At 62.0% G+C, this 25,800-nt stretch carries 27 protein-coding genes; 13 read left to right on the top strand and 14 right to left on the bottom strand.

The window, feature by feature from the left end:
- The first annotated feature begins 26 nt into the window (after nucleotides 1–26).
- Both ACR0IR_RS07505 and ACR0IR_RS07500 read left to right on the top strand, forming a co-directional pair.
- Nucleotides 27–872, top strand: a complete 846-nt coding sequence (locus ACR0IR_RS07505) for a HalD/BesD family halogenase (RefSeq protein ID WP_170363270.1) — start codon at nucleotides 27–29, stop codon at nucleotides 870–872.
- A 44-nt stretch (nucleotides 873–916) separates the two neighbouring features.
- Complete coding sequence (locus ACR0IR_RS07500) at nucleotides 917–1,291, top strand: bleomycin resistance protein (protein WP_170363271.1); 375 nt, start codon at nucleotides 917–919, stop codon at nucleotides 1,289–1,291.
- Nucleotides 1,292–1,321: 30 nt separating this feature from the next.
- Here the strand turns inward: ACR0IR_RS07500 and ACR0IR_RS07495 are convergent, their stop codons facing one another.
- Both ACR0IR_RS07495 and ACR0IR_RS07490 read right to left on the bottom strand, forming a co-directional pair.
- A complete protein-coding gene (locus ACR0IR_RS07495) occupies nucleotides 1,322–1,966 on the bottom strand; it encodes a response regulator transcription factor (RefSeq protein WP_170363272.1) in 645 nt (214 codons plus the stop codon).
- Nucleotides 1,966–3,399 (bottom strand): cache domain-containing protein, encoded by a 1,434-nt coding sequence (locus tag ACR0IR_RS07490; protein ID WP_170363273.1) that lies wholly within the window; start codon nucleotides 3,397–3,399, stop codon nucleotides 1,966–1,968. The genes ACR0IR_RS07495 and ACR0IR_RS07490 overlap by 1 nt, the downstream gene beginning before the upstream one ends.
- Nucleotides 3,400–3,646: 247 nt before the next feature.
- Between ACR0IR_RS07490 and ACR0IR_RS07485 the strand changes: the two genes are divergently transcribed.
- The 3 genes from ACR0IR_RS07485 to ACR0IR_RS07475 all read left to right on the top strand — a co-directional run bounded on the left by ACR0IR_RS07485 (nucleotide 3,647) and on the right by ACR0IR_RS07475 (nucleotide 8,152).
- The gene (locus ACR0IR_RS07485) at nucleotides 3,647–4,729 is read left to right on the top strand and encodes a TRAP transporter substrate-binding protein (RefSeq protein WP_093962346.1); all 1,083 of its coding nucleotides are present in this window, start codon (nucleotides 3,647–3,649) and stop codon (nucleotides 4,727–4,729) included.
- Nucleotides 4,730–4,853: 124 nt separating this feature from the next.
- The gene (locus ACR0IR_RS07480) at nucleotides 4,854–5,780 is read left to right on the top strand and encodes a TRAP transporter small permease subunit (protein ID WP_170338177.1); all 927 of its coding nucleotides are present in this window, start codon (nucleotides 4,854–4,856) and stop codon (nucleotides 5,778–5,780) included.
- A 17-nt stretch (nucleotides 5,781–5,797) separates the two neighbouring features.
- Nucleotides 5,798–8,152 carry a TRAP transporter large permease subunit gene (locus ACR0IR_RS07475; RefSeq protein WP_170338179.1) on the top strand — a complete coding sequence of 785 codons (2,355 nt, stop codon included), beginning with the start codon at nucleotides 5,798–5,800 and terminating at the stop codon, nucleotides 8,150–8,152.
- A 74-nt stretch (nucleotides 8,153–8,226) separates the two neighbouring features.
- On the opposite strand, the gene ACR0IR_RS07470 is transcribed toward ACR0IR_RS07475, so the two are convergent.
- The 4 genes from ACR0IR_RS07470 to ACR0IR_RS07455 all read right to left on the bottom strand — a co-directional run bounded on the left by ACR0IR_RS07470 (nucleotide 8,227) and on the right by ACR0IR_RS07455 (nucleotide 10,440).
- Nucleotides 8,227–8,616 carry a VOC family protein gene (locus tag ACR0IR_RS07470; RefSeq protein WP_170363274.1) on the bottom strand — a complete coding sequence of 130 codons (390 nt, stop codon included), beginning with the start codon at nucleotides 8,614–8,616 and terminating at the stop codon, nucleotides 8,227–8,229.
- 6 nt (nucleotides 8,617–8,622) lie between these two features.
- A complete protein-coding gene (locus ACR0IR_RS07465; protein WP_093962342.1) occupies nucleotides 8,623–9,447 on the bottom strand; it encodes an arginyltransferase in 825 nt (274 codons plus the stop codon).
- A 74-nt stretch (nucleotides 9,448–9,521) separates the two neighbouring features.
- A complete protein-coding gene (locus ACR0IR_RS07460) occupies nucleotides 9,522–9,953 on the bottom strand; it encodes an RDD family protein (RefSeq protein ID WP_093962341.1) in 432 nt (143 codons plus the stop codon).
- A gap of 67 nt (nucleotides 9,954–10,020) precedes the next feature.
- Nucleotides 10,021–10,440, bottom strand: a complete 420-nt coding sequence (locus ACR0IR_RS07455; protein WP_170338185.1) for a DUF2852 domain-containing protein — start codon at nucleotides 10,438–10,440, stop codon at nucleotides 10,021–10,023.
- 141 nt (nucleotides 10,441–10,581) lie between these two features.
- Here ACR0IR_RS07455 and ACR0IR_RS07450 point away from each other — a divergent pair, with 141 nt between their 5' ends.
- From ACR0IR_RS07450 to ACR0IR_RS07430, 5 genes are read left to right on the top strand one after another with little or no spacing between them, the layout of a single operon-like run.
- Nucleotides 10,582–10,971, top strand: coding sequence for a nuclear transport factor 2 family protein (locus tag ACR0IR_RS07450; RefSeq protein WP_170363276.1), 390 nt, complete (start codon nucleotides 10,582–10,584; stop codon nucleotides 10,969–10,971).
- Nucleotides 10,972–10,984: 13 nt separating this feature from the next.
- Complete coding sequence (locus ACR0IR_RS07445; RefSeq protein WP_170363277.1) at nucleotides 10,985–13,777, top strand: [protein-PII] uridylyltransferase family protein; 2,793 nt, start codon at nucleotides 10,985–10,987, stop codon at nucleotides 13,775–13,777.
- Nucleotides 13,764–14,036 (top strand): hypothetical protein, encoded by a 273-nt coding sequence (locus tag ACR0IR_RS07440; protein WP_170363278.1) that lies wholly within the window; start codon nucleotides 13,764–13,766, stop codon nucleotides 14,034–14,036. The genes ACR0IR_RS07445 and ACR0IR_RS07440 overlap by 14 nt, the downstream gene beginning before the upstream one ends.
- A 52-nt stretch (nucleotides 14,037–14,088) precedes the next feature.
- Nucleotides 14,089–15,297 carry an RSP_2647 family RNA methyltransferase gene (locus tag ACR0IR_RS07435; RefSeq protein ID WP_170363279.1) on the top strand — a complete coding sequence of 403 codons (1,209 nt, stop codon included), beginning with the start codon at nucleotides 14,089–14,091 and terminating at the stop codon, nucleotides 15,295–15,297.
- Complete coding sequence (locus tag ACR0IR_RS07430) at nucleotides 15,294–15,836, top strand: RSP_2648 family PIN domain-containing protein (RefSeq protein WP_170363280.1); 543 nt, start codon at nucleotides 15,294–15,296, stop codon at nucleotides 15,834–15,836. The genes ACR0IR_RS07435 and ACR0IR_RS07430 overlap by 4 nt, the downstream gene beginning before the upstream one ends.
- A 54-nt stretch (nucleotides 15,837–15,890) precedes the next feature.
- Here ACR0IR_RS07430 and ACR0IR_RS07425 read toward each other — a convergent pair whose 3' ends face one another.
- The gene (locus ACR0IR_RS07425; RefSeq protein ID WP_093962334.1) at nucleotides 15,891–16,577 is read right to left on the bottom strand and encodes a M48 family metallopeptidase; all 687 of its coding nucleotides are present in this window, start codon (nucleotides 16,575–16,577) and stop codon (nucleotides 15,891–15,893) included.
- 203 nt (nucleotides 16,578–16,780) lie between these two features.
- Here ACR0IR_RS07425 and ACR0IR_RS07420 point away from each other — a divergent pair, with 203 nt between their 5' ends.
- Nucleotides 16,781–18,265, top strand: a complete 1,485-nt coding sequence (locus tag ACR0IR_RS07420) for an inorganic phosphate transporter (RefSeq protein ID WP_170358865.1) — start codon at nucleotides 16,781–16,783, stop codon at nucleotides 18,263–18,265.
- Between the two features lie 19 nt (nucleotides 18,266–18,284).
- Here the strand turns inward: ACR0IR_RS07420 and ACR0IR_RS07415 are convergent, their stop codons facing one another.
- The 5 genes from ACR0IR_RS07415 to ACR0IR_RS07395 form a co-directional block, all read right to left on the bottom strand.
- A complete protein-coding gene (locus tag ACR0IR_RS07415) occupies nucleotides 18,285–19,469 on the bottom strand; it encodes a vWA domain-containing protein (RefSeq protein WP_170363281.1) in 1,185 nt (394 codons plus the stop codon).
- A gap of 4 nt (nucleotides 19,470–19,473) precedes the next feature.
- Nucleotides 19,474–19,644 (bottom strand): hypothetical protein, encoded by a 171-nt coding sequence (locus ACR0IR_RS07410; protein ID WP_170338198.1) that lies wholly within the window; start codon nucleotides 19,642–19,644, stop codon nucleotides 19,474–19,476.
- 26 nt (nucleotides 19,645–19,670) lie between these two features.
- Complete coding sequence (locus ACR0IR_RS07405) at nucleotides 19,671–21,020, bottom strand: DUF2927 domain-containing protein (protein ID WP_170363282.1); 1,350 nt, start codon at nucleotides 21,018–21,020, stop codon at nucleotides 19,671–19,673.
- Complete coding sequence (locus ACR0IR_RS07400) at nucleotides 21,017–21,466, bottom strand: GNAT family N-acetyltransferase (RefSeq protein ID WP_170363283.1); 450 nt, start codon at nucleotides 21,464–21,466, stop codon at nucleotides 21,017–21,019. Before ACR0IR_RS07400 ends, ACR0IR_RS07405 begins: the two co-directional genes overlap by 4 nt.
- A 124-nt stretch (nucleotides 21,467–21,590) precedes the next feature.
- The gene (locus ACR0IR_RS07395) at nucleotides 21,591–22,436 is read right to left on the bottom strand and encodes an AAA family ATPase (RefSeq protein ID WP_093962329.1); all 846 of its coding nucleotides are present in this window, start codon (nucleotides 22,434–22,436) and stop codon (nucleotides 21,591–21,593) included.
- Nucleotides 22,437–22,800: 364 nt separating this feature from the next.
- Here ACR0IR_RS07395 and dksA point away from each other — a divergent pair, with 364 nt between their 5' ends.
- On the top strand, nucleotides 22,801–23,223 hold the full coding sequence (gene dksA / locus ACR0IR_RS07390; RefSeq protein ID WP_170358872.1) for an RNA polymerase-binding protein DksA: 423 nt from the start codon (nucleotides 22,801–22,803) through the stop codon (nucleotides 23,221–23,223).
- Between the two features lie 71 nt (nucleotides 23,224–23,294).
- The gene (locus ACR0IR_RS07385; RefSeq protein WP_170363284.1) at nucleotides 23,295–24,446 is read left to right on the top strand and encodes an FAD-dependent oxidoreductase; all 1,152 of its coding nucleotides are present in this window, start codon (nucleotides 23,295–23,297) and stop codon (nucleotides 24,444–24,446) included.
- A gap of 4 nt (nucleotides 24,447–24,450) precedes the next feature.
- Here ACR0IR_RS07385 and xth read toward each other — a convergent pair whose 3' ends face one another.
- Together xth and ACR0IR_RS07375 are read right to left on the bottom strand one after the other, a co-directional pair.
- Nucleotides 24,451–25,230, bottom strand: coding sequence for an exodeoxyribonuclease III (gene xth / locus ACR0IR_RS07380; protein ID WP_170363285.1), 780 nt, complete (start codon nucleotides 25,228–25,230; stop codon nucleotides 24,451–24,453).
- Nucleotides 25,231–25,472: 242 nt separating this feature from the next.
- Nucleotides 25,473–25,796 carry a HesB/IscA family protein gene (locus tag ACR0IR_RS07375; RefSeq protein ID WP_093962326.1) on the bottom strand — a complete coding sequence of 108 codons (324 nt, stop codon included), beginning with the start codon at nucleotides 25,794–25,796 and terminating at the stop codon, nucleotides 25,473–25,475.
- Nucleotides 25,797–25,800: the final 4 nt, after the last annotated feature.

Below are 25,800 nucleotides of genomic sequence, written 5' to 3'. Positions count from 1 at the left end.
GCTGCGAACAAGTCAGGGAGGACGGCATGCTGGTGGATCTGGTGGACCTAGGGCGCTATCCGATCGATCGTCCGAATTCGGCGGCCTATGATCGGTTGATCGATGACATTCGTCGTGACCTCGACAAAGATGGTTGCGCAGTTTTACCCGGATTTGTCCACGAAGACGGGTTGAGTCAGTTGCTGACCGAAGCCGAAGCCGTCGCGCCGAGTGCGCATCGCAGTTTCAACCGGACCAACGCCTATTTCACCAAGGACGATCCCCGCTTTGGTATCGCCCACCCGATCCGTCGGTTCTATGACCGGTCGAACGCCTTTGTTCCGGCCGACAATTTCCCGTCTACCGGCCCCCTGCGCAGAATCTACGAGTTCGAAGGATTTCTGCCCTTCATCCGCGACGCGTTGAATGAACCCGCGGATCGGTTCTTTCGCTACGATGATCCATTGGCGGATGTGATCATCAACGTGGTCGAAGAGGGGCAGGGCTTTCCGTGGCATTTCGACACGAACAACTACACGGTTACTCTGGCGATCCAGAATGGCGAGCAAGGCGGCGCCTTTGAATACGCGCCGAACCTGCGCACCGCTGAGGAGGAGAACTTTGACAAGGTGGCCTCGGTTCTAGACGGCAATATGGGAATGGTGCGCCAGTTGGAGCTCAATCCCGGTGATCTGCAGATCTTTCGGGGGCGCTATTCCTTGCATCGCGTGGCGCCAGTGTCGGGTGCACGGCCGCGCTACGTGGGGATATTCTCCTTTGTCGAGGCCGAAGGCATGTGCGGCGGGGTCGAGCGTACCCGGCAGCTCTATGGCCGTGTGCTGCCGTGTCATCGCGACAGGGAGGGGTTGCGAAACGATGAGCTTCTGGACTGACCCGTGCTAGGGTGGAGCAGTCAGATCCTGCCAGGGAGTGCAAGGTGCCACGTATTCTTCAGCTGACCCCTTTTGTCCTGTGTTCCTCGCTGAGCCGACAAATTGCATTCTACTGCGATCGTCTGGGTTTCGCGTGTGGGTTCACGCAAGACAACTATGCTTTTCTCAAGCTTGGCCCGGTTGCAATTCGCCTGCTGGAATGCCCGCCGCGCGCGGATGGCCTGCCGCTGGGCCACGAGCAATCCTTCTATATCGATGTCGAGGATATAGACGATTTGTACGAAAGCCTGCGTCCCAAACTCGAAGACCTCCCCGAAGGGCGGGTTCGTGCGCCATTCGATCAGCCATATCAACAGCGAGAGTTTCACGTTCTGGATGAGGACGGCACGCTGATCTTTTTCGGCGAGGGAATCCGCTGAAGCGCGGAAGCTGCGCTGATGGCGCGGCCGTCAGAAGGCCACGCCGGTTCCTTGCAGAACGCCATGTTCCAGCGCGTATCGGGTCAGGCCGGCAGTCGATGAGATGCCCAGCTTGCGCTTGATGTTTTTGCGATGGGTTTCGACCGTGCGAACCGAAATATCCAGCGCCAGCGCGACTTCCTTGTTCGACTTGCCCTGCGCCAGTTCCAGAAGGATCGTCTGCTCGCGTCCGGTGAGCGCTTCGCGCGCCGCATCCTCTTTCGGTTCCAACGATCCGATCGCCCCGGTGCACAAATAGCGCTCTCCCCGCATGACCGCGTCTATGGCCTGCTTGATTTCGTCCGTCGGCACATCCTTGAGAACGTAGCCCTTGGCCCCGTGGCTCAATGCGGTCGAGATGTATTCCGGGCTGTCATGCATCGACAGAATGAGAATGCGGGTGTCGGTCAAGCGTTCGAGGATCAGCTCCGTGGCGCTGAGCCCCCCGAGCCCCGGCATGTTCAAATCCATCAGGATGACATCGGGCTGCAGGCGCGCGGCCTGATCCACGGCGTCACGGCCATTGCCCAACGTGCCGACGACCTTGATGTCGTCAAAACTCTCGAGGATCGACTGGATGCCCTCGGCGACCATGGGGTGATCGTCGACGATAAGGACTCGGATCGTTTCGGTCATCAGGAACCGGCCTTTCCTTTGGGTGTCGCGTCTTCCTGCGGCGGCAACAGGTGGCTCAGCGGCAGGCTGACTTCGATCACTGTACCACTTTGTGCGCCGCGTGATGACAGGATACGCAGGGATCCGTCAAGCTGTTCTATGCGCTCTTGCATGTTGCGCAGCCCGATCCCGGTGCTGACCCGGCCCGGTCGTGACCGAAGGCCACGGCCGTTGTCGGTGATGCGCATGGTCGCGCCCTTCTTGTGGCCGCGCAGGTCGATCGTGACGCGGGTTGCACCAGAATGGCGTTCGATATTCGTCAGCGCCTCTTGCGCGATACGGTAGAGGGCGATCTTGCTGTCCTGGTCCAGACGATTGCGGAACACGACGGTCGAGAACTCGGTCTCGATCCCGGTCCGTTCGCGGAAATCATCGGTCAGCGCCTTCAGGGCCGGGCCAAGTCCCAAGTCATCCAGAACTCCGGGCCGCAGATCGCGACTGATGCGGCGCACTTCGGTAATCGCGGTGCCCAGGTTGTCGATGCCCTTGTCCAGCGGCGCACGTGCGCCGTCATGATCGCCCTTGGACAGGCGCCGCCGGGCATTGTCCAGCGCATAGCGCACCCCGACCAGGATTTGGCTGATCCCGTCATGCAGCTCACGTGCCACGCGGCCGCGCTCTTCCTCCTGCGCGTCGATGACCCGCTTGGTCAGTTCCTTCAGCTTGGCATCCGCAAGCCGGCGTTCGCGGATGTTCAACAGCATCCCCGAGGCGAAGACGATCAGAACCGCCGCCAGAACGATACCGCCGATATATAGGAACGTGCGTTGCACCCGCGCTTCGACCTCGGCGCGGGCATTTGCAACGGTGGCCACGATGTCGTCGATGAATACACCGGTTCCCACGGCCCAACGCCAATCCTGCAGGCCGACGACATAAGCGATCATCATCGCCTCTTCGCCGGTCGAGGGCTTCTGCCACATGAAACTGTGCCACCCGGCACCCTGCCGGGCCAGGCGGATGAACTCGTCGACCACCGGAACACCCTCGCTGTCCGTCAGGCCTTCCCAGTTCTGGTTGATGAACTCGGTCTGGCGCGGGCTGACAAGGTTGTTGCCGTCATAATCGTATACGAAGAAGAACCCGTCCTTTCCGTAGATCATCGCCGACAGGATCTGGGTCACCAGATTCTGGGCGACCTTGTCATCCGGAGACGCGCGTCCGTAGATATATGCGAACCCGTTTCGGGCCTGTGTCACGTAATTGCGCAGCTCTTCCTTCTTGGCCTCGATCAGCCGACGCTCCAACGCCTTGATTTCGCGTTCAGCAGTCGCGCGGGATTCGTAGGCCACCATGACCGCGATTGCGGCCACGGCCACGACCAGCGGAATGGCCGCCACCAGCGACAGCTTCTGAGCATAGGTCAGTGAAAGCAGAGCGCGGAATTTCCCCATGGTCGAATCGATACGCAAGCGGGGGTGAAATTGCAAAGAGATTGGGCATTCCGGCGCTCGGAACGCCCGGAACTCGCGGTTTGCGGGTCGAAACGAGCCCGGGAATTGCGCGTTCTGCAGAAAAAACCATCTGATCTACGTAGTAATAGGTATTCCTTTTCAACCGGCCATCATTAGGGTGACGCTACCGTAAACGACTGGCTCGGGCGCTGCCCGAGTCGTGACTATGAAGGGGAGGAATACTCTTATGGATCGTCGTAAGTTTCTAAAGACGTCGGCACTGGGCGGCTCGGCCGCAGCGGCAACCGCACTGGCGGCACCTGCCTATGCGCAGGGCAAGCGCACGCTGACCATGGTTACCTCGTGGGGCCGCGGTCTGGCTGGCGTGTTCGACAGCGCGCAGCGTTGCGCCGACAGCATCACCGCAATGTCCGACGGCAACCTAACCGTCGACATCAAGGCCGCGGGCGAACTGGTGGGCGCGTTCGAAGTGTTCGACGCGGTCTCGTCGGGTCAGGCTGACATGTATCACGCCGCTGACTATTACTTTGTCGGTCAGCACCCTGGCTATGCGTTCTTCACCGCCGTTCCGTTCGGAATGACCGCGCAGGAACTGGTGAACTGGTACTATTTCGATGGCGGCATGGAGCTGCATGACGAACTGGGCCAGATCTTCGGCCTGAAATCGTTCCTGGCAGGCAACACCGGTGCGCAGGCCGGCGGCTGGTACTCGAAAGAGATCAACAGCCCCGAAGACTTCAACGGCCTGAAGTTCCGTATGCCGGGTCTGGGCGGCAAGGCTCTGGGCAAACTGGGCGCATCGGTTCAGAACATTCCGGGTTCGGAAGTGTACCAGGCACTGTCCTCGGGTGCCATCGACGGCACCGAGTGGATCGGTCCCTGGGCAGACGAAAAGGCCGGTTTCCAGGAGATCACCAAGATCTACTACACCGCCGGTTTCCACGAGCCGGGCGCAGGCCTGTCGCTGGCCACCAACCGCGACGTGTTCGAAAGCCTCTCGCCGGCGCACCAGAAGATCATCGAGATCGCTGCCGCCGAAGCGCACCAGTGGAACCTGGCACAGTTCCTGGCCAACAACGGCGCGGCGCTGCAGCGTCTGCAGGCCGGTGGCGTGAAGGTCATGGAATTCCCCGACAGTGTCTGGGATGCCTTCGGACAAGCCAGCCAGGAAGTTCTGGCCGAGAACATGAGCGACGAGCTGTTCAAGAAGATCCACGACAGCGCGATGGCATCGATGAAAGCTTCGTCGTCGTGGCTGAACATGTCGTCGGGCGTCTACACCGCTCAGCGCGACCGCGTTCTGGGCTAACTGGCCTTCTGGCAATCAAACGGTTTCCCCGCCACGTGCGGGGAAACCTTTCCTGTTGCAGATGCGCGGATCGCACGGTTTTCCGCTATAATCAGCGTCGCAACCAACGGGACCTGGGGACATTATGCAGGACGAAAACGGTATCTCGTTCTTCGGCGCCCTATGGAACGGACTGGTCTGGTTCGTTCAAAGCATCGCCGAAGCCTTCTATAATTTCGGATACGCCATCACGCATCCGCAGCTGTGGCTGAACTGGTCGGACAAAGAAGCGATCATGCGCTTTGTCTACTACGGCGGGTCGGTCGAGTTCTTTTTCGTGGTTTTCACGATCTTCCTCGTGCTGACCGCGATCGGGCTTTACTTCCGCGGCTTCATGTGGGGCATGGTGCGCGTTCTGGAAGGGTTCGCCAACACGACCGGGCGTTTCTTTGCCTGGGCGGGCCTGCTGATGGTGATCCAGCAAATCGTCATCGTATTCATGCAGCGCGTTTTCGCGCGGCCTGACATGGCGTTTGGTCTGGGTATCCCGTTTCAGATGGATATCAGCTGGTACGCCGAAGAGCTGAAGCTGTACAACGCGCTCGTCGTCTGCCTGTGCTGCACCTACACCTTCGTGCAGGGCGGCCACGTCCGCGTGGACCTCGTTTATGCCGGCATCTCGCACCGGGCCAAGCGCGTGGTCGACATGCTGGGCTCGATCCTGTTCATGATGCCCATCGCCGTGCTGACCTGGATGTATGGCTGGTACTTCATGTGGCGTCACCTGATCGTGCCGAAGCCCTCGGCCAGCGACACGCTGGACCGGCTGGTGATGAAATCCCGCGCGCTGCGCTGGAATGTCGAAACCATCGGCTTCAGCCCCAACGGCTTCAATGCCTACTTCCTGTTCAAGATCCTGCTTGTGGCCTTTGCCGCGATGGTGTTCCTGCACGCGATCGCGTTCTTCTACCGGTCCTATCTCGAATATGTCGAAGGCCCGGAAAGCGCTGGAAAATACCTCGACAAGGACAGCCTTGGCGAGGGTGAAGAAGCCTACGAAGGCACACATTAAGGACGGAGACCAAGACAATGCTATTCGGACTTGATGGCGTCGAGATAGGCCTCATTATCGTATTCCTCTGCCTGTTTGGCGGAATTCTCAGCGGCTTTCCGGTGGCGTTTGCCATTGGCGGAGCCGGCATCATCTCTTTCGGGATCATCGCCGCGCTGGACAGCGCCGGATTGCTGATCCACCAGGCGATCGACACAAGCTCGCAAGCCTATCGGGACATCGTGAATTCGGGCGTGAAACCCGATGTGATATCCGTGTTCCGATACCCGGACCTGCCAAGGATCGCCGAGCCGGTCTTTGTTCAGGGTTGGGAAACCGCGTTGGACCGCAACGTGTCCTTCATCGTGAACCGCATCAACGAACGGGTTCTGGCCGGTCAGTCGATCGAGACTCTGCTGGCGGTGCTGATGTTCGTGCTGATGGGCATCACGCTGGAACGCTCGAAAATCGCCAACGATCTGCTGACCACAATGGCGCGCGTCTTTGGCCCGCTGCCGGGCGGTCTGGCGGTGTCGATCGTGGTCGTGGGGGCATTCCTGGCGGCCTCAACCGGGATTGTGGGCGCGACCGTGGTGACGATGGGCCTGCTGGCCCTGCCGACCATGCTGCGCAACAACTATTCGCCGGAACTGGCGACGGGCGTGATTGCGGCCTCGGGCACGCTGGGGCAGATCATTCCGCCGTCGATCGTGATCGTTCTGCTGGGCACGCTGGCGGGTGACCTGTATTCGACGGCGCAGGAGACTCGCGCGGTCGAAGCGGGCTGTACCGACGCGCTGACCTATCTGGGCGAGCCGGCCGTGGTTTCGGTTGGTACGCTGTTCCAGGCGGCGCTGCTGCCGGGGATCATGCTGGCGCTGCTCTATGCGCTTTATGCCTTTGGCTACGCGCTGCTCAACCCGCACAAGGCACCTGCGGTCGAACTGTCAGGCGGCAGCGGCGAGCCGATCACCCGCTCGGAAGGCCTGACCTGGCTTCTGGGTGCCCCTGTCGCTCTGATCGTGGGCGCGGTGCTGCTGGGCAACCTGGGCGCCATCGGCAGCCAAAATATCACGGTTTCGGGCTTCTCGGATATCGGTGAGGCAGCGACGCTGCGCACCAACGTGTCCGAAGAGTGCAAGGCCTCGATGATCGAACTGCATGGTCAGGAGGCCTGGGACATGGCCGTGGCCGAGCAGGAAGCCATCGACGCTGCCGGCGGCGTGTCCGAGTCTCAGCGACTGAGCGAGGAAGAACTGGCCGCAGCGCGTGAAGCCAAGATCGCCGCCGCCGCTCCGATCGGCACCGGTGTTGCGGTGATTGTCGTGCTGCTGGGTCTGACGCTGGTGATGGGCCGGGGCATTGCGCCGTCGCAATCGCCGCAGCCGTTGATCGTAGGGGGGATCGGGCTTGTCTTGATGCTGCTGGTCGATGTGCTGCTGATTGCGCCGACCACCTCGTCGGGGGCCACGTTCCTGCTGTTGGCGGTGCCGTTCGCACTGGCCATGTATGGCTGCAAAGCCGCGGCGGCGCGCTGTGCCACCAATGATCTGATCCGCGTAGTTTTCCCGCCGCTGGTTCTGATCATCGCGGTTCTAGGCTCGATCCTGGGTGGTGTGACCAACCCGACGCCGGCTGCGGCGCTGGGGGCAGGCGGCGCCATCATGCTGGCGGCCTATCGCAAGCTGCAGGATCAGGGGCGATCCGGCAAGGTGATCATCTGGTCGACCTTCGCGGTCGTCATCTGCCTGTTGATGGGCGTAAACTTCGATCTGCGCGTCAACCAGGGTGGCGTGACTGTGGAAAGCTGGATCGCGTTCATCCTGGCCTACGCCGCGTATCTGTACGCGCTGTTCGGGCTGCTGTTCGCGTGCTGGGTGCTGTTCACCAGCGGTGTTCTGACTCCGGTGGTGCGGGAAACCGCCAAGGTGACCTCGATGGTCTTCACCATCCTGATCGGCTCGCAGCTGCTGAACCTGGTGGTGATCTCGTTCGGCGGCGAACACTATATCCAGCAGTTCCTCAAAAGCTTTGACAACGAGTTCACGGTCTTCCTGATCGTGATGTTGGTGCTTTTCATCCTGGGCTTTGTGCTGGACTTCCTCGAGATCATCTACATCGTGATCCCGATCGTGGGTCCGGTGATCTATGGCGGGTCGTTCGATCCGAAATGGGTGACGATCATGGTGGCGGTGAACCTGCAGACCTCGTTCTTGACACCGCCATTTGGCTTCGCGCTGTTCTATCTGCGCGGCGTGGCGCCCAAAGAGGTGACGACGGGCCATATCTATCGCGGAATCATCCCCTTCGTGCTGATCCAGGTGGTGGGCATCGGAATCCTGTGGTTCTTCCCGTCGATCGTCACCATCGTGCCGGACCTGATCCCGAACTGATCGGTGATGGCGTTATCAAATTGAAAAGGGGGCCGCGAGGCCCCCTTTGCTTTGGTCCCGGCTGACGCCGGTTGTCAGGTGAACTGGATCAGGTCCCAACGGTTACCGAACGGATCCTGCCAGACGGCAACGATGCCATAGGGTTCATGGCGCGGATCTTCCTCGAACCGGACCCCGTTGGCCAGCATGTCTGCGTGATCGCGGGCAAAATCATCGGTTCTGAGGAAAAACCCGACACGACCACCGGTCTGATTTCCGATTGCGGACCGCTGGCTGTCTCCGTCAGCCTTGGCCAACAGCAGAGCAGCCCCATCGCTGCCTGGCGGAGTAACCAACACCCATCGTTTGCCTTCGCCAAGATCGATGTCCTGGGTCAGCCGGAACCGAAGCGTCTTGGTGTAGAACGCGATCGCGTCATCATAGTCCGGCACCACCAGAGTGACGGCGTGCAAACCTTGCTGCATCAGAATTCAACCTTTGGTGGGGTGGCGATCGGGAAGTTGGATATTCGCGACCTGCTCGGCAATCGGAGCGGTCGAAAGCGGGTGATGCGTTGAATCGGTGAACGCCTCCGGGTCGTCCACACGCTGCCACCCGCCTTTCACATAGACCTCGAGCCCTGCGAATTTCACCTTGTAGCCCATCTTGGGGCTGCCGGGGACCCAATAGCCCAGATAAACATAGGGCAGTCCGGCCTCGCGCGCGATGTCGATATGATCGAGGATCATATAGGTTCCCAGCGAGCTTTGCGGCTGGTTCGGATCATAGAACGAATAGACCATGCTCAGCCCGTCATCCAGAACATCGGTCAGGCTGACGGCGATCAGGTTTCCGGTTTTGGGGTCGGCATATTCAACGACGCGGCTGCGGATCGGAGTCTCTTCGATCATCGCGGCGAATTCGAACACGTCCATATCCGCCATGCCGCCATCGGCGTGCCGTGTGTCCAGGTAACGCCGAAACAGCTCGTACTGGTCGTCGGTGGCCCAAGGTGAGGTCGCGCGTCGCTGAAGATGCGCATTGCGCCGCGCCGCGCGTTTCTGGCTTTTGGTCGGGGAAAAGGCCGAGACGTCGATCCGGGCTGACAGGCAGGCCGCACAATCGGTGCAGGAGGGCCTGTACAGAACGTTTTGAGACCGGCGAAACCCCTGTTGCGACAGAGAGTTGTTCAGCTGATCCGCGCCTTCGCCCTGCAGGGCGGTGAACAGCTTACGCTCGATCCTGCCCTCGAGATAAGGGCAGGGCTGTGGTGCAGTCACATAGAACTGCGGCGCAATCGGCAGCGTGTGTCGCATGAAGGCCCCGTGTTTCCTCGGGGCCGATGATAGCAACCGTTTCTGGGGTCGCCAAGTCCCAGAAACGGGCCGTGTCAGGCGCGCTGGTTCAGCATCACGGTGCCGAGGAAGGCATCGGTCAGGCCCTGGTTGCGTGCGCTGGTCAGCATCATGATGACCGAGATGATCTGCAGGATCGGAAACGCCATGCTGACAAAGTAACCGGCTGTATGCGCGACGGCCTTGCCGGTATCCATGCGTTCGCCAAATGCGTCGCGCAGTTCGATCCCCATAAAGCGCATACCCAGCGTGGCAGACCCGTTTGCGATGGTGACAACGCGGTAGATGAAACTGACGACCGCATAGATCAGCGCGATGACGAACAGGCCCATGCCGAAGGTCAGCAGAATGGCAACCGTGCACAGCAGCGAAATGAAGGCGATATCGAACAGCCACGCGAAAAAGCGTTTGATCGCCACGGATTTGTAGAAGTCCGGCTGACGATCCGGGTCGGGCAGATGAGACATGAAGGAATTTCCGGTAGGTTGTTGAGGTTTGCCCTGTCCCACAGAGAGGGGGCAGGGCGGTAGGGTATCAGGCGGTTTCGTCCTTGTCGTCCGCCGTATTCTCCTGAGCGCGTTCGTTCATGAACTGGTCGAACTCGGCCTTGTCCTTGGCTTCGCGCAGGCGGTGCAGGAAGGCTTCGAAATCCTGTTGTTCCCGTTCCAGGCGGGCCAGCGTGTCGGCCTTGTAGGCGTCGAATGCGCTGTTGCCCGAGGGCTTCATCGCGCTCATGTGACTGTGCCAGGAATGGCGGCGGCTGCAGGATTTGCTAAACATGCGTTTGCTCCAGATCATATAGGCCAGAAGGGCCAGGCCAACGGGCCAGAAGAAGATGAAACCAAGGACCATGGCAGCGATCCAGGCGCCTTTGCCCTTGTCGTCTAGCCAGGCCTCTGCACGGTGCAACCATCCCGGGTTGCGGGGGACGGCGTGTTCGGACAATGCGGTCATTTGGGCTCTCCAGGTTGATGTAAATTGTGTTCACATTGATCTAGATGGGGTGGCCCGGCCCGGATGCAAGGGGTGATGTGAAAAAGATTTACATTAAGTGCCCCGGTTGACGGCAGTTCTGATCCTGCGCAACGTGCGGGCATGAACACGCACAACGACAAGCCCGCCCCGACGCTTGAAGAAATCCTGAACCTGGAGCAGCAGGTCTGGACCGCTTTGGTCGAGGGTGATGCGCAGGCGGACCGGGCGTTGCTGAGCGCCGATTTTCTGGGCGTATACCCATCCGGTTTCGCCAATCGTGACGATCATGTGGGTCAGTTCGCAGACAGCCCGACCATGGAGTCATATGAGTTGAGCGCGGCGCAACTGCGCGTTTTGACATCGGATATCGTCCTGTTGTCCTACCGGGCGGACTATCAGCGGCCGGGTGCGTCCGCGCGCGAGGCGATGCTGATCTCATCGTTGTGGGAACGCCGGGATGATGGCTGGATCAATACCTTCAGCCAGGACACTCCAGTCGACGTTAACTGACCGGAATTCGCCCATGACCGACAATCTTACCATCCAACGCGTCCCGCGTCCCTACGACCCCGAATTGGGGCGAGAAGCCTGCGCCGCAGTGCCGGATCTGACCGCTGATCAGTCCGAACTGGTGACTGGTGCCGCAGGCAGCAGCCCGTACCTCAAGAGCTTGATCGACCGTGAGCGCAATTGGCTGGCCCCGGCGCTGGATCGGCCGCAGCACGCCCTTGCGCAGATCATGGACGACGCGCGTGCGTTGGCTCCTGACCAGCTGAAACCGGGGCTGAGGCAGGCCAAGCATCGGCTTGCCTTGCTGACGGCCCTGGCCGACCTTTCCGGAGCCTGGAACCTCGAGCAGGTCACCGGCGCGCTGACCGACTTCGCGGCGCTTGCCGTGGACATCGCGGCCAAGGCCGAGATCGCGGCGCTGATCCGGCGCAAGAAGCTGCCCGGCATGACCGAAGACGACGTCGAGACCGCCGCGGGGATGGTGATCCTGGCGATGGGCAAGATGGGTGCGCACGAACTGAACTACAGCTCGGATATCGACCTGATCGTGCTGTTCGACGAAACCCGGTACGATCCCGACGACTTCTATGAGGCGCGGCAGGGCATGGTGCGGGCCACGCGCAATTTCTGCGCTACGCTCAGCGACAAGACGGCCGATGGGTACGTGTTCCGCACCGATCTGCGCCTGCGCCCCGATCCTGCGGTCACCCCCGTCTGCATGGCGACCGAGGCGGCCGAGCGCTATTACGAAAGCCTGGGCCGCACATGGGAGCGTGCAGCCTATATCAAGGCCCGCCCTTGCGCCGGTGACATCGCCGCCGGGCAGCGGTTTCTGGAGACCCTGCGGCCCTTTGTCTGGCGCCGCCATCTGGATTTCGCCGCCATCCAGGACGCTCACGACATGCGCCTGCGCATCCGCGAGAACAAGGGCACCGGGGGGGCTCTGACGATCCCCGGCCATGACATGAAGCTGGGGCAGGGCGGCATTCGCGAAATCGAGTTCTTTACCCAGACCCGACAGTTGATCGCCGGCGGCCGTGACCCCGACCTGCGGGTGCGCGGCACGGTGCCGGGACTGGCCGCGCTGGCGGCCAAGGACTGGGTGCCGCAGGACGTGTCCGACAAGCTGACCGACCATTACCGCGCCCATCGCGAGGTCGAACACCGTATCCAGATGGTGCATGACGCGCAGACCCACAAGGTGCCGCAGTCGCCCGACGGGATCGAGCGCATCGCCTGCCTGATGGGCACCACCAGCGCCGACCTGACAGCCGATCTGACCCGCCGCCTGACCGAGGTGCACGAGCTGACCGAGGGCTTTTTCGCGCCCGGCGCCGGCCCCGCGCCGACCGCAGCGCCCCCGGTCGAGTTCGACGCCGGCGTTCTGGCCCGCTGGCCGACCTATCCGGCACTGCGCTCGCAACGGGGCGCGCGCATTTTCGAGCGGCTCAAACCCGAATTGCTGGCCCGGCTGGCCAAGACCGCCCGCCCCGACGAGGCGCTGCTGGCGCTGGATGGGTTTCTGGCCGGATTGCCCGCCGGTGTGCAGCTGTTTTCCTTGTTCGAAGCCAACCCGCATCTGATCGACCTGCTGGTCGACATCGTCGGCACCTCGCATGCACTGGCCGCGCATCTGTCGCGCAATGCCCAGGTGTTCGACGCGGTGATCGGTGGCAGCTTCTTTGCCGAGTGGCCCGGTCAGTCCGCCTTGCAAGCTGAACTGTCCAACGCGCTGGCGGCTGAGTCGGACTATGAAACGCAGCTGGATCTGGCGCGGCGCTGGTGCAAGGAATGGCATTTCCGTATCGGTGTGCACCACCTGCGCGGTCTGATCGACGGGTTGCAGGCGGGGCGGCAATACGCCGACCTCGCGCAGGTTGTCATCGCCGCGATCTTACCCTGCGTAGAGCGGCAGTTTTCGCAGAAGCACGGCTCCCCCCCAGGGCGTGGCGCTGTGGTGCTGGGCATGGGGTCATTGGGGGCCGCTCGGCTGAACTCGCAATCCGATCTGGATATGATCGTGATCTACGACCCGCAAGCGGTGGACATGTCCGAAGGCCCCAAGCCACTGGCTACGCGCACGTACTATGCGCGCTTTACACAGGCGCTGATTACCGCCCTGTCGGCACCGATGGCGCAAGGACGGTTGTACGAGGTCGACATGCGACTGCGGCCGTCCGGCAATCAGGGGCCAGTTGCTACAAGCTGGGCCAGCTTCACTCATTACCAACAGCAGGAAGCCTGGGTTTGGGAGCATCTGGCCCTGACCCGCGCGCGTGCAGTTGCAGGCAACACGGATCTGGCAGACGATTTCGAAGCTTTCCGAACGCAGTTCCTGTCTCGCCCGCGCGACAAGGATCAGGTCCTGCGCGAAGTGTCCGACATGCGCGCACGCCTCGCGGCCGCGAAATCTCCCGCCGGTGTCTGGGATGTCAAGAATGGCCCCGGCCGTCTGCTGGATATCGAACTTATGGCCGAAACCGGCGCACTGTTGTCCGGCGCGCCACAGCGCGACGTCGACTCGGGCTTGGACGGAGCGGTCGCTGCGGGTCTTTTGAATGTCGCTCAGGCGCAGGTGTTGAAGGACGCATATGACCTATGCTGGTCGGTGCAATGCGCGGCGCGGCTACTGTCGGGCAAGGTGATCGAGGCCGACAAGATCGGGCAGGGGGGCACGGCCTTTCTGTGCCGGGCGACCGGGTTCGAGCAGGTCGAACAGTTACAGTCCGCCTTGCAGGACAGCTATGCTGCCGCAGCCGAAGTTATCGGCGCGGTGATCGAGGAGAGTGCGGATGGCGCGCAGTGACGACCCGAACGACCCCAAGGGCCTGATCCGCGAGGCCTATCGCATCGACGGAATCACGCTGCCCGAGTGCCGAAGCATCTTTCTGGACTGGGCGCTCAGCCTGCCGGACGGGCGCGACCAGAAGCAGGCGATGACCGAGTTGCATGCTGTCTATGCCGCACAGGATGCCGACCATCCCATGACACAGGTTCTGCGCGAAGGGCTGGACACCGCGCAGGCTCCGCGCCGGCGCGGCGGCTGGCGGGCGCGCCAACGCTGACGGATCGCCAGAGGGGCTTTTCTGGCCGCACAATCGCGACTATGAGGGCGCCATGACCCATGCCGACATGCCCGACCGCCCCAGAATCCGTTTGAAACCTAAAGCCAACGCGCGCGGTCTGCGCCACGGCTTTCCCTGGGTCTATGCCAATGACATCGTCACCGACCGGCGCACCCGCAAAATCGCGCCTGGTGCGCTGGCCGTGCTAGAGGATGACAAACGCGCCCCGATCGCGTTGGTGGCAGTGAACCCGGATTCCAAGATCATGTGCCGGGTGTTGGATCGTGACCTGTCGGCACAGCTGGACGCCGGGTGGTTCGAAACCCGCCTGCGCCGCGCGCTCGACCTGCGCGAACGGCTGTTCGATGCGCCCTTCTACCGGCTGGTCCATGCCGAGGCCGACGGTTTTCCCGGTGTCATCATCGACCGCTTTGGCGATGCCTGCGTGATCCAGCCCAACGCCGCCTGGGCCGAGGCGCATCTGGACCTTCTGACCGACGCGCTGATCTCGGTGACGGGGGTGACGACCGTGCTCAAGAACGCCTCGGGCCGCACCCGTGGGCTGGAAGGTCTGGATGACGTGAATCAGACCCTGCGCGGCACCGCGCCCGATGCTCCGCTGCCCGTTCCGATGAACGGCGCAACCTACATGGCGGACCTGACCGGGGGCCAGAAAACCGGCCTGTTCTACGACCAGCGCCCCAACCACGCCTTTGCCGCCCGGCTGGGAGGACCCGGCGCGCATGTGCTGGACGTGTTCAGCCACGTGGGCGGGTTTGGTCTGGCCATGCTGGCCGGTGGTGCCGACCACGCGCTGTCGGTCGATGGCTCGGCCGCCGCGCTGACTCTGGCCGAGCAGGGCGCCGCCGCATCGGACTTCGGTGACCGCTTTGAAACCCGACAGGGCGATGCCTTCGACGTTCTGACCCAGCTGGGTGAGGACGGTGCGCAGTTCGACCTGGTCATCTGCGATCCGCCGGCCTTTGCGCCGTCGAAACAGGCGCTGGATGCCGGGCTGCGGGCCTATGAGCGGATCGCCCGCCTGGCCGCGCCGCTTGTCAAACCGGGGGGGTATCTGGGCCTGTGTTCCTGCTCGCATGCCGCCGACCTGACCCGCTTTCGCGAGGCCTGTGCCCGCGGTATCGGTCGGGCCGGGCGTCAGGCGCAGATGATCCACACCGGCTTTGCCGGACCCGACCATCCGCAACTGCCGCAGCTGGCCGAGAGCGGCTATCTGAAATCCGTGTTCTACCGGCTGTGAAGGCGGTTCTTGACACTTGCGTCATCTATCCGACGGTGATGCGCGAGATGCTGCTGGGCGTGGCCACGCGGGGCCATTTCACCCCGCTCTGGTCGGCTCGCATCCTCGAGGAATGGGCCCGCGCCGCCCGCAAACTCGGACCCGAGGGCGAGGCGCAGGCCCGGGCCGAAATCGCGCTGGTGCAGGCACATTGGCCGCAGGCCGAACGCCCCGAGGCACCCGGCCTCGAACAGCGACTCTGGCTGCCCGATCCGGCCGACACCCATGTGCTGGCCACCGCAGTCGCCGCTTCGGCCGACACGATCATCACCGTGAATGCCAAAGACTTTCCAAGGAATATTCTGGCGGAAGAGGGCCTTGCGCGTATCGACCCCGACAGCTTCCTTCACGGCATCTGGCAGAGTGACCCGAGCAGTGTCGAAGAGGTGGCCCAATCGGTCCTGACCGAAGCCAACCGCCTGTCGGGCGACATCTGGACCCTGCGCGCATTGATGAAAAAGGCCCGCCTGCCACGTCTCGGCAAGGCTTTGGCGGCCTGACCTCTTCCCCTGGCTCCAAATATCGCGAGAGGCTGTCCTCTCGCACTCTGACCCTCAGCCACGCTCCCAACGTTGTTCAAGGGCCTCCAGCGCGGCAATCCGCTCGTCCGTCTTGGGATGGCTCATCAGCCAGGCCGGAACCACGCCCGCCCGCTGCTGGGTCAGATCCTCAAGCTTGTGAAACAGGGATTTCTGCGGCCCGATCCCGATTCCGGCCTTGGTCAGCAGGGCGGCTGCGTATTCGTCCGCCTCGTATTCGTCCGCCCGTGACAGGCGCGAAGCCAGCAGCGCGGTCAGCGCATTTGCGATCCACGCGCCGATGAAGGGAATGAACCGGTTGAGCAGCATCATCAGCGCCGCCCGCATCGCGTTCTGACCGGAAAAATCGATCATCCGCCGCCGGGCGTGGCCCAGCGCAACATGTCCCAGCTCGTGCGCGATGACGCTGGCCATCTCCTCGGCTGAGACCTCGCCGTTGCGGAACTTGCGATAGAAGCCTCGGGTGATGAAAATGCGCCCGTCCGGTGCGGCCAGCCCGTTCACCGGGTCGATTTCATAGATATAGACCGGCACGCGCGCCACATCCAAGGCGGCGGCCAGGCGGTCGGTCATACGCTTCAACTCGGGATCAGCCAGTTCGGTCGACTTCGCATCCAGCTCGCGATGGGTGCGCCAGACGGAAATCCGATACATCACAATGGCATAGGCGATCGCCAGCAGAATTGGGGTCAGACGCAACATATCTCAGATATGGGCGGATCGGGATGCGGGGGCAAGTCGTTCCTCATCACTTTCGGGCAACATGGGCGACCTGGGGCAGTTCGTGAGACGGAAATCGCGCGGCGTCAGATCGCAGTTTCCATATTTCAAAGGTTGAAATGAAGGCAAAAGCCTTCTAGGGCACGGCGCACGCTGTGCGAGCGCGCGCTATGCAAGAGGGACAAATGGCCAACAATGATTTAGAAGCCCGGCACCTTGAAACACTGGATCGTGACCTGCGGCGGTTTTCCCGCCTCGAGGTTGCAACGGCGCAGGTCGGGCGGCCGTTCGTCGGATCGGGCATCGCCTTCGTGTTCATCGTGATCGCCGGGATCACGGCTGCTTTGTTGTTCGGACAGGCCAGCAACACGATGATCGTCGTGATTGCGGCCATGTTCGGAGCCTACATGGCGCTCAACATCGGGGCGAACGATGTGGCCAACAACATGGCCCCGGCGGTGGGCGCGAACACCCTGACCATGGGCGGCGCCATCGCGATTGCCGCAGTTTTCGAAAGCGCCGGCGCCCTGATCGCGGGTGGAGACGTGGTCTCGACCATCGCCAAGGGCATCATCAATACCGAAAGCATGGGAACGGCAACCGTCTTCATCTGGGCCATGATGGCCGCGCTGTTGTCTGCTGCGCTTTGGATCAACCTGGCCACCTGGGTTGGCGCTCCGGTCTCGACCACGCATTCGGTCGTGGGGGGCGTCATGGGGGCAGGGATCGCGGCGGCGGGGTTCGGCGCGGTCAGCTGGGTCAAGATGAGCCAGATCGCTGCAAGCTGGGTCATCTCGCCGCTTCTGGGCGGCATCATCGCCGCCGGATTCCTGTGGTTCATCAAGGCGCGGATCATCTACCAGGACGACAAGATCGCCGCTGCGCGCAAATGGGTTCCAGTTCTGGTCGGCATCATGGCCGGGGCGTTTGCCTCGTACCTTGCGCTGAAAGGCCTGAAACACCTGTTCAAGATCAACCTGCAGACGGCCCTGGTGATCGGTCTGGTCAGCGGAGTTCTGATCTGGATGGTGACGATTCCTGTCATTCGCCGTCAGGCCGAAGGGCTGGAGAACCGCAACAAGTCGCTGAAGATCCTGTTCGGCATCCCGCTGATCATTTCGGCGGCGCTGCTCAGCTTTGCGCATGGGGCCAATGACGTGGCAAATGCCGTCGGACCTCTGGCCGCCATCGTTCAGGCTTCGGCGGTGGGTGATTTCACCCATGCGGTGAACATTCCGCCCTGGGTCATGATCATCGGCGCCTTCGGCATTTCGTTCGGTCTGTTCTTGTTCGGGCCCAAGCTGATCCGGGTGGTCGGCAGCCAGATCACCAAGCTGAACCCGATGCGCGCCTATTGCGTGGCGCTGTCGGCGGCGATCACGGTGATTGTGGCCAGCTGGCTTGGCCTGCCGGTCAGTTCAACCCACATCGCAGTTGGCGCGGTGTTCGGTGTCGGGTTCTTCCGGGAATGGGACGCCGAGCGACGCCTGATCAAGGCGCGCGGTGCCGTGCCGGAACGCCCGGTGCTTGCCCCCGAAGAGCGCCGCCGCCGCAAGCTGGTGCGCCGGTCGCATTTCCTGACGATCATCGCGGCCTGGGTGATAACCGTGCCCGCGGCGGCCTTGTTGTCAGGTCTGCTGTTCCTGGGAATTCAGGCAATCGCGGGATAAAACCAAAGCCGGGCTGGCGCTATCGCGTCAGCTCGCGCATGCCGCGTTCCAGCCCGGCCAGCGTCATCGGCACCATCCGGTCTTCGAAGATCTCGCGGATCATGCCGATGGAATGGGTGTATTCCCAGTATTTCTCGGGCACCGGGTTGATCCACAGGTTCGACGTCCACTGTTCGCGCGCGCGTTGCAGCCAGACCTGGCCGGCCTCGGCGTTCCAGTGCTCGTTGGCGCCGCCGGGATAGGCGATCTCGTAGGGCGACATCGACGCGTCACCCACGAAGATGCACTTGTAGTCGGGGCCGTAGGTCCGCAGCACCTCATGCGTCGGGGTCTGCGCATCCCACCGGCGGCGGTTGTCGCGCCAGACGCCTTCGTACAGGCAGTTGTGGAAATAGAAATATTCCAGGTGCTTGAACTCGGCCCGCGCGGCCGAGAACAATTCCTCGACCACCTTGATATGCGGGTCCATCGAGCCGCCAACATCGAGAAACAGCAGCACCTTGACCGCATTGTGCCGTTCGGGCCGGGTCTTGACGTCCAGGTATCCGTGCTCGGCCGTGGCGCGGATGGTGCCGTCGAGGTCCAGTTCTTCGGCGGCGCCCTCACGGGCCCAGCGGCGCAGGCGTTTCAGCGCGACCTTGATGTTGCGGGTGCCAAGTTCGACCGTGTCGTCCAGATTGCGGAACTCGCGCTTATCCCAGACCTTGACCGCACGCTGGTGGCGGCTTTCCTTCTGGCCGATGCGCACGCCCTCGGGATTGTAGCCGTAAGCGCCGAAGGGCGAGGTGCCCGCCGTTCCGATCCACTTGTTGCCGCCCTGGTGGCGGCCTTGCTGATCCTTCAGCCGCTCGCGCAGCGTCTCCATCAGCTTGTCGAAACCGCCAAGCGCCTCGATCTCAGCCTTTTCCTCGTCTGACAGGTGCTTCTCGGTCATCTTGGCCAGCCACTCGGCCGGGATGTCCACGGCCTCGAGCACCTGATCGAAGGTGATCTCGGACAGCCCTTCGAAGCTGGCGGCAAAGGCGCGATCGAACTTGTCGATGTTGCGCTCGTCCTTCACCATCGAGACACGGGCGAGGTAATAGAACGCCTCAATGTCGTAGGTGGCCAGCCCCTTTTTCATCCCCTCGAGAAACGTCAGATATTCCCGCAACGAAACGGGGATACCGGCTTTTCTGAGGTTTTCGAAAAAGGGGATGAACATCGGCTCAGCCTATCACCCGCACCAGAACAAGCGAAATGGCCAGTCCCGCCAATGCAAATGCAATGCCGTAGCCGGCTGCATATTGGGCGATGTCCGCGCCGCTGCCTTTGCGTTTTCGTGCCGTCAGCGCGCCCAGAGCCGCCCCGAGGACCGCCATTCCCACAACCACTAGCATGTGTTCGTCATCCGCCTTTTGCGATGTTACGGGGCCCCCAGCGCGACGTCCTGCATCAACGAGCTGACCACCAATTCCGAGCCAAACCCGTAGCGCGCCCACCCCAGACTGTCCAGTCTGACGGAGCGTGCCTGTTCGGGTTTGCCGGCCTGCTTCAGGGCCTCGGCCTTCAGCAGCAGCAGCGTCGCCAACATCGAGGCGTTTTCGGCCCGCGTCATCGTCGCGATGGCCCGGTCGAGGTCCGGCAGGGCTTCGGGGCCGCGCCCCTGGGTCAGGGCATAGGCCGCCGTCTGAACCGTGATATGCGCGCGCTGAAGCTCGGTTCCGGGGGTCGCGCGCAGGTATTGCAGGGCTATGGCGTATTCGCGCTGCGCTTCCTCAGGGGCGTCGAATTCACCCAAACGGGCCTTCAGATAATGGGGGTACGCCCGGCGGTGATCGGTCCAACCTTGCTCTCGGCCGATCCGCATCGCGCGGTCGATGGCCTGCATTTGCCGCGGCGAGGCCCGGCCCTTGCCGACCGCCAGTTGCACGGCGTCGATCCATTCGCGCGGGGTCTCCGAGATTGGCTGGACGGGCAAATTGGCACCGCGCGGATTCAGGCGGGCGATGACCCCGGGTATGACCTGCGCCACCTGTTCCCGGGTCATTCCGGTCTGTAGTTCCGGCGCATAGGTCGCGCGCAGGATCAGCATGTCGAACCCGGTCAGGACAGTGTGGAAATTATCGTCGTTGAAGACCGAATCCGGCAGGCGGTACATGTCGTTCAGAGGCCCGATCGCCTGTGCAAGTTCTTCGTGAAGGCAATCCCGCATTTCCTGGGGGCTGACATCGTTGGGAATGAAGATCGCCAGCCGCTCGCGGCTGCGCAGTGCGCGCCAACTGCTTTTGGTCTTGCGCTTGTCTCGGTTGTATTCCTCGAGGCTGGACGCGTTGGGTACAACGAAACACGCGGCTTGCGGCAGAAGCCGCTGGATCTGGCGTTGGGTCACTGCTTCGATCGTGATGTTGGCCTGCCCATCGTTGACCTGGCGGATGTCGATCCGGGCTTCGCGCTGCAGTCTGGTCAGCAGACGCGTCAGGTCGGACCGCATCGTGGGGGCAGGGGCGCCCGTCAGCCGAACTGTGATCGGACCCTCGAACCGTGTGAACACCGGCAGGGCAGTGCCGCTTTCCAGCGAGAAATGCAGGTCCACGAAATCCGCCGCGATGTTCGTATTCGACCGGGCCGGCGGGAAAGGACGTGGCGTGCCGAAAGCCTGAGTCACCGGTGCCGCGGCCTCGGTCATCTTGATTTCATCGGGCAACTCAATCCGGTCGACCGAACTGCATCCGGCAAGGACAAAGCCAAGAAATATGCCGGCCAGACGTTTCATGGACGCCGATACTTGAGGAAAGGCGTCAGTTGGCCGACGCGGTCATAAAGCTGGCGCGCCGTATGGTTGAACTCCTGCGTCAGCCAGTAGACATCGGGCGCGCCTTTTCGATCGGCTTCGGCATAGACGGCCTCGATCAACGCCCGACCGACACCGGTGCCGCGTACATGCGGGCTGGCATAGAGATCCTGCAGATAGCAGACGTTTTCGATCTTCCAGGCATGGCGATGAAACAGGAAGTGGGTCAGCCCGATCAATTCGCCGTCCAACTCGGCCACAAGGCATGAAAAGTCCTGCGGATCATCCCCCAGCAGGCGCGCAAACGTGCTGTCGTAGACCTCGTCGGGCAAGGCCGTTTCGTAGAATTCAAGATATGCCCGCCACAACAAGTCCCAGCTCGGCCGGTCTTCGGGCTTGAGGGGGCGAATGCGCGGCGCTTGGGTCAATTGGGGTGGTCCTGCTCTACAGCGTGCTCGGTGTCGTGTTCTTTGATCTTTGTTGCAGCAATGCTGGCATCAGGCTTGCCGCAAGGCAAGCCGTGATCACCAAGTATTCATGAATGGGCGGGCTTCAGCGCTTGGCGCGCGCCATGAAGGCCAGCCGTTCGAACAGATGCACGTCCTGCTCGTTCTTAAGCAATGCCCCGTGCAGCTTGGGCAGGGCATTTACCCCGTCGCGTTTCAGGTCTTCGGCATCCAGATCCTCAGCCAGCAGCAGTTTCAGCCAGTCCAACACCTCGGAGGTCGAGGGTTTTTTCTTCAGCCCCTGCGTCTCGCGGATTTCGTAGAACTGGGTCAGGGCGGTGGTCAGCAGTGCCTCTTTGATGCCGGGGTGATGCACTTCGACGATGCGGCGCATCGTGGCTTCGTCGGGGAAGCGGATGTAGTGGAAGAAACAGCGGCGCAGGAATGCGTCTGGCAGTTCCTTTTCATTGTTCGAGGTGATGATCACGATGGGGCGGTGTTTGGCCCGGATCGTTTCGCCGGTCTCGTAGACATGGAACTCCATCTTGTCGAGTTCCTGCAGCAGGTCGTTGGGGAACTCGATATCGGCTTTGTCGATCTCGTCGATCAGCAGCACGACCTTTTCATCGGCGTCGAAGGCCTGCCACAGCTTGCCTTTGCGGATATAGTTCGACACGTCGTGCACACGTTCGTCGCCTAGCTGGCTGTCGCGCAGACGGCTGACTGCGTCATATTCGTAAAGACCCTGCTGCGCGCGGGTGGTCGACTTGACGTTCCACTCGATCATTCTGAGACCCAGTGCGCCGGCGACCTGTTTGGCCAGTTCGGTTTTGCCGGTGCCGGGTTCACCCTTGACCAGCAGTGGTCGTTCCAGCGTGACGGCTGCGTTTACGGCAATGGTCAGGTCGTCGGTGGCAACGTATTCGGCTGTGCCTTTGAAACGTGCGGTCATGGGGCCCTCGTATGATGGTCGCAGCAACAGGAGACGGGAACCGGGTTACCTAGGGCGGGGCCGAATGACAAGCCGGGCCGCAGCGTCGCGGGCTGCCAACGACGGGCGCGAGGGACGAATCGCACCGATTCCATCATCCGCTCAAGGGTGTTCTGCCGCAAAATGGTCCTTTCGCTTTCACAGAATGGCAACGATTTGGTGTCCAAAGTCTCATATTTATACCGGTTCTCATAACGGCGCGTCGGGGTTGCGTTTGGATAGTGACATTCCCCGTCCCGTCAGTTAAACGCTGCGCAGAAGGGGGTGCCAAATGTCAGGCGACACGACCGCAAAAGACGTTTCTGGCCATACCGAGGGAGCCAATATGAAGCAGGAAGTTTTTCTGCCGGAGGACTATCGTCCGGCCGAAGATGAACCTTTCATGAATGAACGCCAGCTTGAGTATTTCCGCCGCAAGCTGCTGAACTGGAAACACGAACTTTTGGCAGGCAGCCGGGATACGATCGAGGGGCTGCAGGACAGCACCCGTAATATTCCCGACGTTGCAGACCGCGCCAGCGAGGAAACCGATCGTGCGCTGGAGCTGCGCACCCGGGACCGCCAGCGCAAACTGGTTGCCAAGATCGACGCCGCTCTGCGCCGGATCGACGAGGGCGAATACGGTTATTGCGAAAAAACCGGCGACCCGATCTCGCTCAAGCGTCTGGATGCGCGTCCGATCGCGACCATGACGCTGGAAGCGCAAGAGCGTCACGAGCGTCGCGAAAAAGTTCACCGCGACGATTGATCGCTGGGTTCTTTCAAAAGAGACATGCGCCGGGGCCTGTGGCTCCGGCCTTTTTGCGTTAGGCCGGTGTCATGAAGATCGACGGTTTGCAAATCTGTGTCATCGGCGGCGGGATCGGCGGCATGGCCGCTGCGCTGGCCTTGCAGCAACGCGGTGCACGGGTGACCGTGCTCGAGCAGGCCGAGGCCTTGACCGAGGTCGGGGCCGGCCTGCAAATCAGCGCCAACGGCATGGCGGTCCTGCGTGCGCTGGGTGTTGTGGATGATCCCGGTCGGGTCGCACAACGCTCTCACGGCACTGTTCTGCGCGACTATCGGCGGGGCCGCGTCGTCAGCCGTCTTCCGGCACCTTCGGCCGGATCCACGTGGTATTTCCATCGCGCTGACCTTCTGGATGTGTTGCAAAAGGCGGCCGAGCGCGCAGGGGTGTCGATCAGGCTGAATGCCCGCGTCACCAATGTTCGGAAGCATCCAGCCGAAGCCGAGGTTGCGCTGCAGGATGGCACCCGGCTGCGCGCTGAATTCGCCGTTGCAGCGGATGGCGGGCGCAGCGGTATCCGGCCCGTCCTGAATGGAACCGAAGCGCCCGCGTTCACGCATCAGGTGGCGTGGCGGGCAACGGTGCCCTGGACCGACCACGAAGCCGAGCCCATGGCATCGCTGACGATGGGCCCCGGGCGTCATGTTGTGACCTATCCGCTGCGAAAGCAGTCCATGTTGAACATCGTGGCGGTAGAAGAGCGGTCCGACTGGCGGGAAGAGGGCTGGCGCCTGCGCGGTGACCCTGAGGACCTGCGGGCGCGTTTTTCCGATTTCGGCGGTCCGGCCGGCGCCGCGCTTGCGCAGGTGCAGGATGTCCATCTGTGGGCTTTGTTTCTGCGCCCGGTGGCACAGAAATGGCAGAATGGTCGCGTTGTCCTTCTGGGGGACGCCGCGCATCCCACATTGCCGTTTATGGCTCAAGGGGCGTGCCTCGCGCTTGAGGATGCTTGGATCCTGGCCCGATCTTTTGACGAACAGTCGGGTGTCCGCCGCGCACTCGAAGCCTATGAAAGCACGAGGAAACCCCGCGCGCGCAAGGTGGTCGCAGCTGCCGGTGCCAACGCGCGGAACTTTCATTTGCGCGGTCCTGCACGACTGGCCGCGCAGGCGGCCTTGGCCCTGATCGGTCCACGCCTGACGCGTCGATACGACTGGATCTACGACTACGATCCGACGGCCTGACGGGTCAGATGTCGAGGTCCACCCAAACAGGGACGTGATCGGACGGTTTTTCATGTCCGCGCACTGCGGCGTCGATCTGGCAATCGCGCATCAGGTCCGCCGCTTGCGGTGTCAGAAGGAAATGGTCAATGCGAATGCCGTCATTCCGGTTCCACGCGCCGGCCTGATAATCCCAGAACGAATAGTGGCCCGGGCCTTGTGTCCGCGCACGGAACGCTTCGGTGAAGCCAAGGTTCAGCACCTTGCGAAACGCCGCGCGGCTTTCCGGCCGAAACAGGGCGTCTTCGCGCCAGGCCTCCGGGCGTTTCGCGTCCTCGGCTTGCGGAATGATGTTGTAGTCCCCGGCCATGAGGGCCGGCTCTTCCGTGGCCAGAATATCGCGGGCGCGCTCATACAGCCGCTCCATCCACGCAAGCTTGTAGTCGAATTTCGGCCCCGGAGCAGGGTTCCCGTTGGGAAGATAAAGCCCGCAAATCCGCAGTGCCCGCTTGCCGATGACGGTAGCTTCGATCCATCGCGCCTGCTCGTCCTCTTCATCCCCGGGCAGCCCGCGCGAGACATCTTCGAGCGGATACTTCGAAAATATCGCCACGCCGTTGAAGCTTTTCTGACCATGGGTTTCGACGTTGTAGCCGCGTTCCTCAAAGATCTCGCGGGGAAAGTTCTCGTCGACGGATTTGATTTCCTGCAGCAGGACTACATCGGGCTGGGCTTCGTCCAACCAGCGGGGCAGAGCCTCGGCCCGCGCCTTGATGCCGTTGATGTTGAATGTTGCGATTTTCATCCCGGTCCCTCCGAAGCTCTGCCGAAACCTATCGCCCAGAACGGAGACCATCACAAGGTGTCAGTCAGGTCTGCCGCGGGTACCGGGGCGTACGGGGACGGATGACGCGATGACGAACTGGGCCAATTGGCGCGGGGCCAAAAACGGTCAACCGCGCCCTAAGGCATGATCGCGGGACAGCGGGCGCTCCTGCAGATCAAAGAGATATTCAGAGGACAGGGGCGCAACGCCCCCACGATTGATCACATCGAAAAAGACGTGCCGCACCCGCAGGAAGAGGTTGCGTTGGGGTTGTCGATCACGAACCGGGCGCCGATCAGTTCCTGCGTGAAATCAATCGTCGCATTTTCCAGGAACGGCAAAGAAATTTCGTCGACGACAACCTTCTGGCCTTTGCCTTCCAGTACCAGATCATCGTCCTTGGGCTCGTCCAATGCGATTTCGTACTGAAAGCCTGAACACCCTCCGCCTTCAACGGCTATGCGCAGGGCCTTGCCGTTGTCGGCGGCACCTATCTCGGCAAGCCTCTCGAAGGCGCGTTCTGTGACTCTCGGAGGCAGATTCATGCCA

This window comes from Ruegeria sp. CF2, from assembly GCF_056537385.1.
This window is presented reverse-complemented; position numbering and strand designations above follow the sequence as displayed.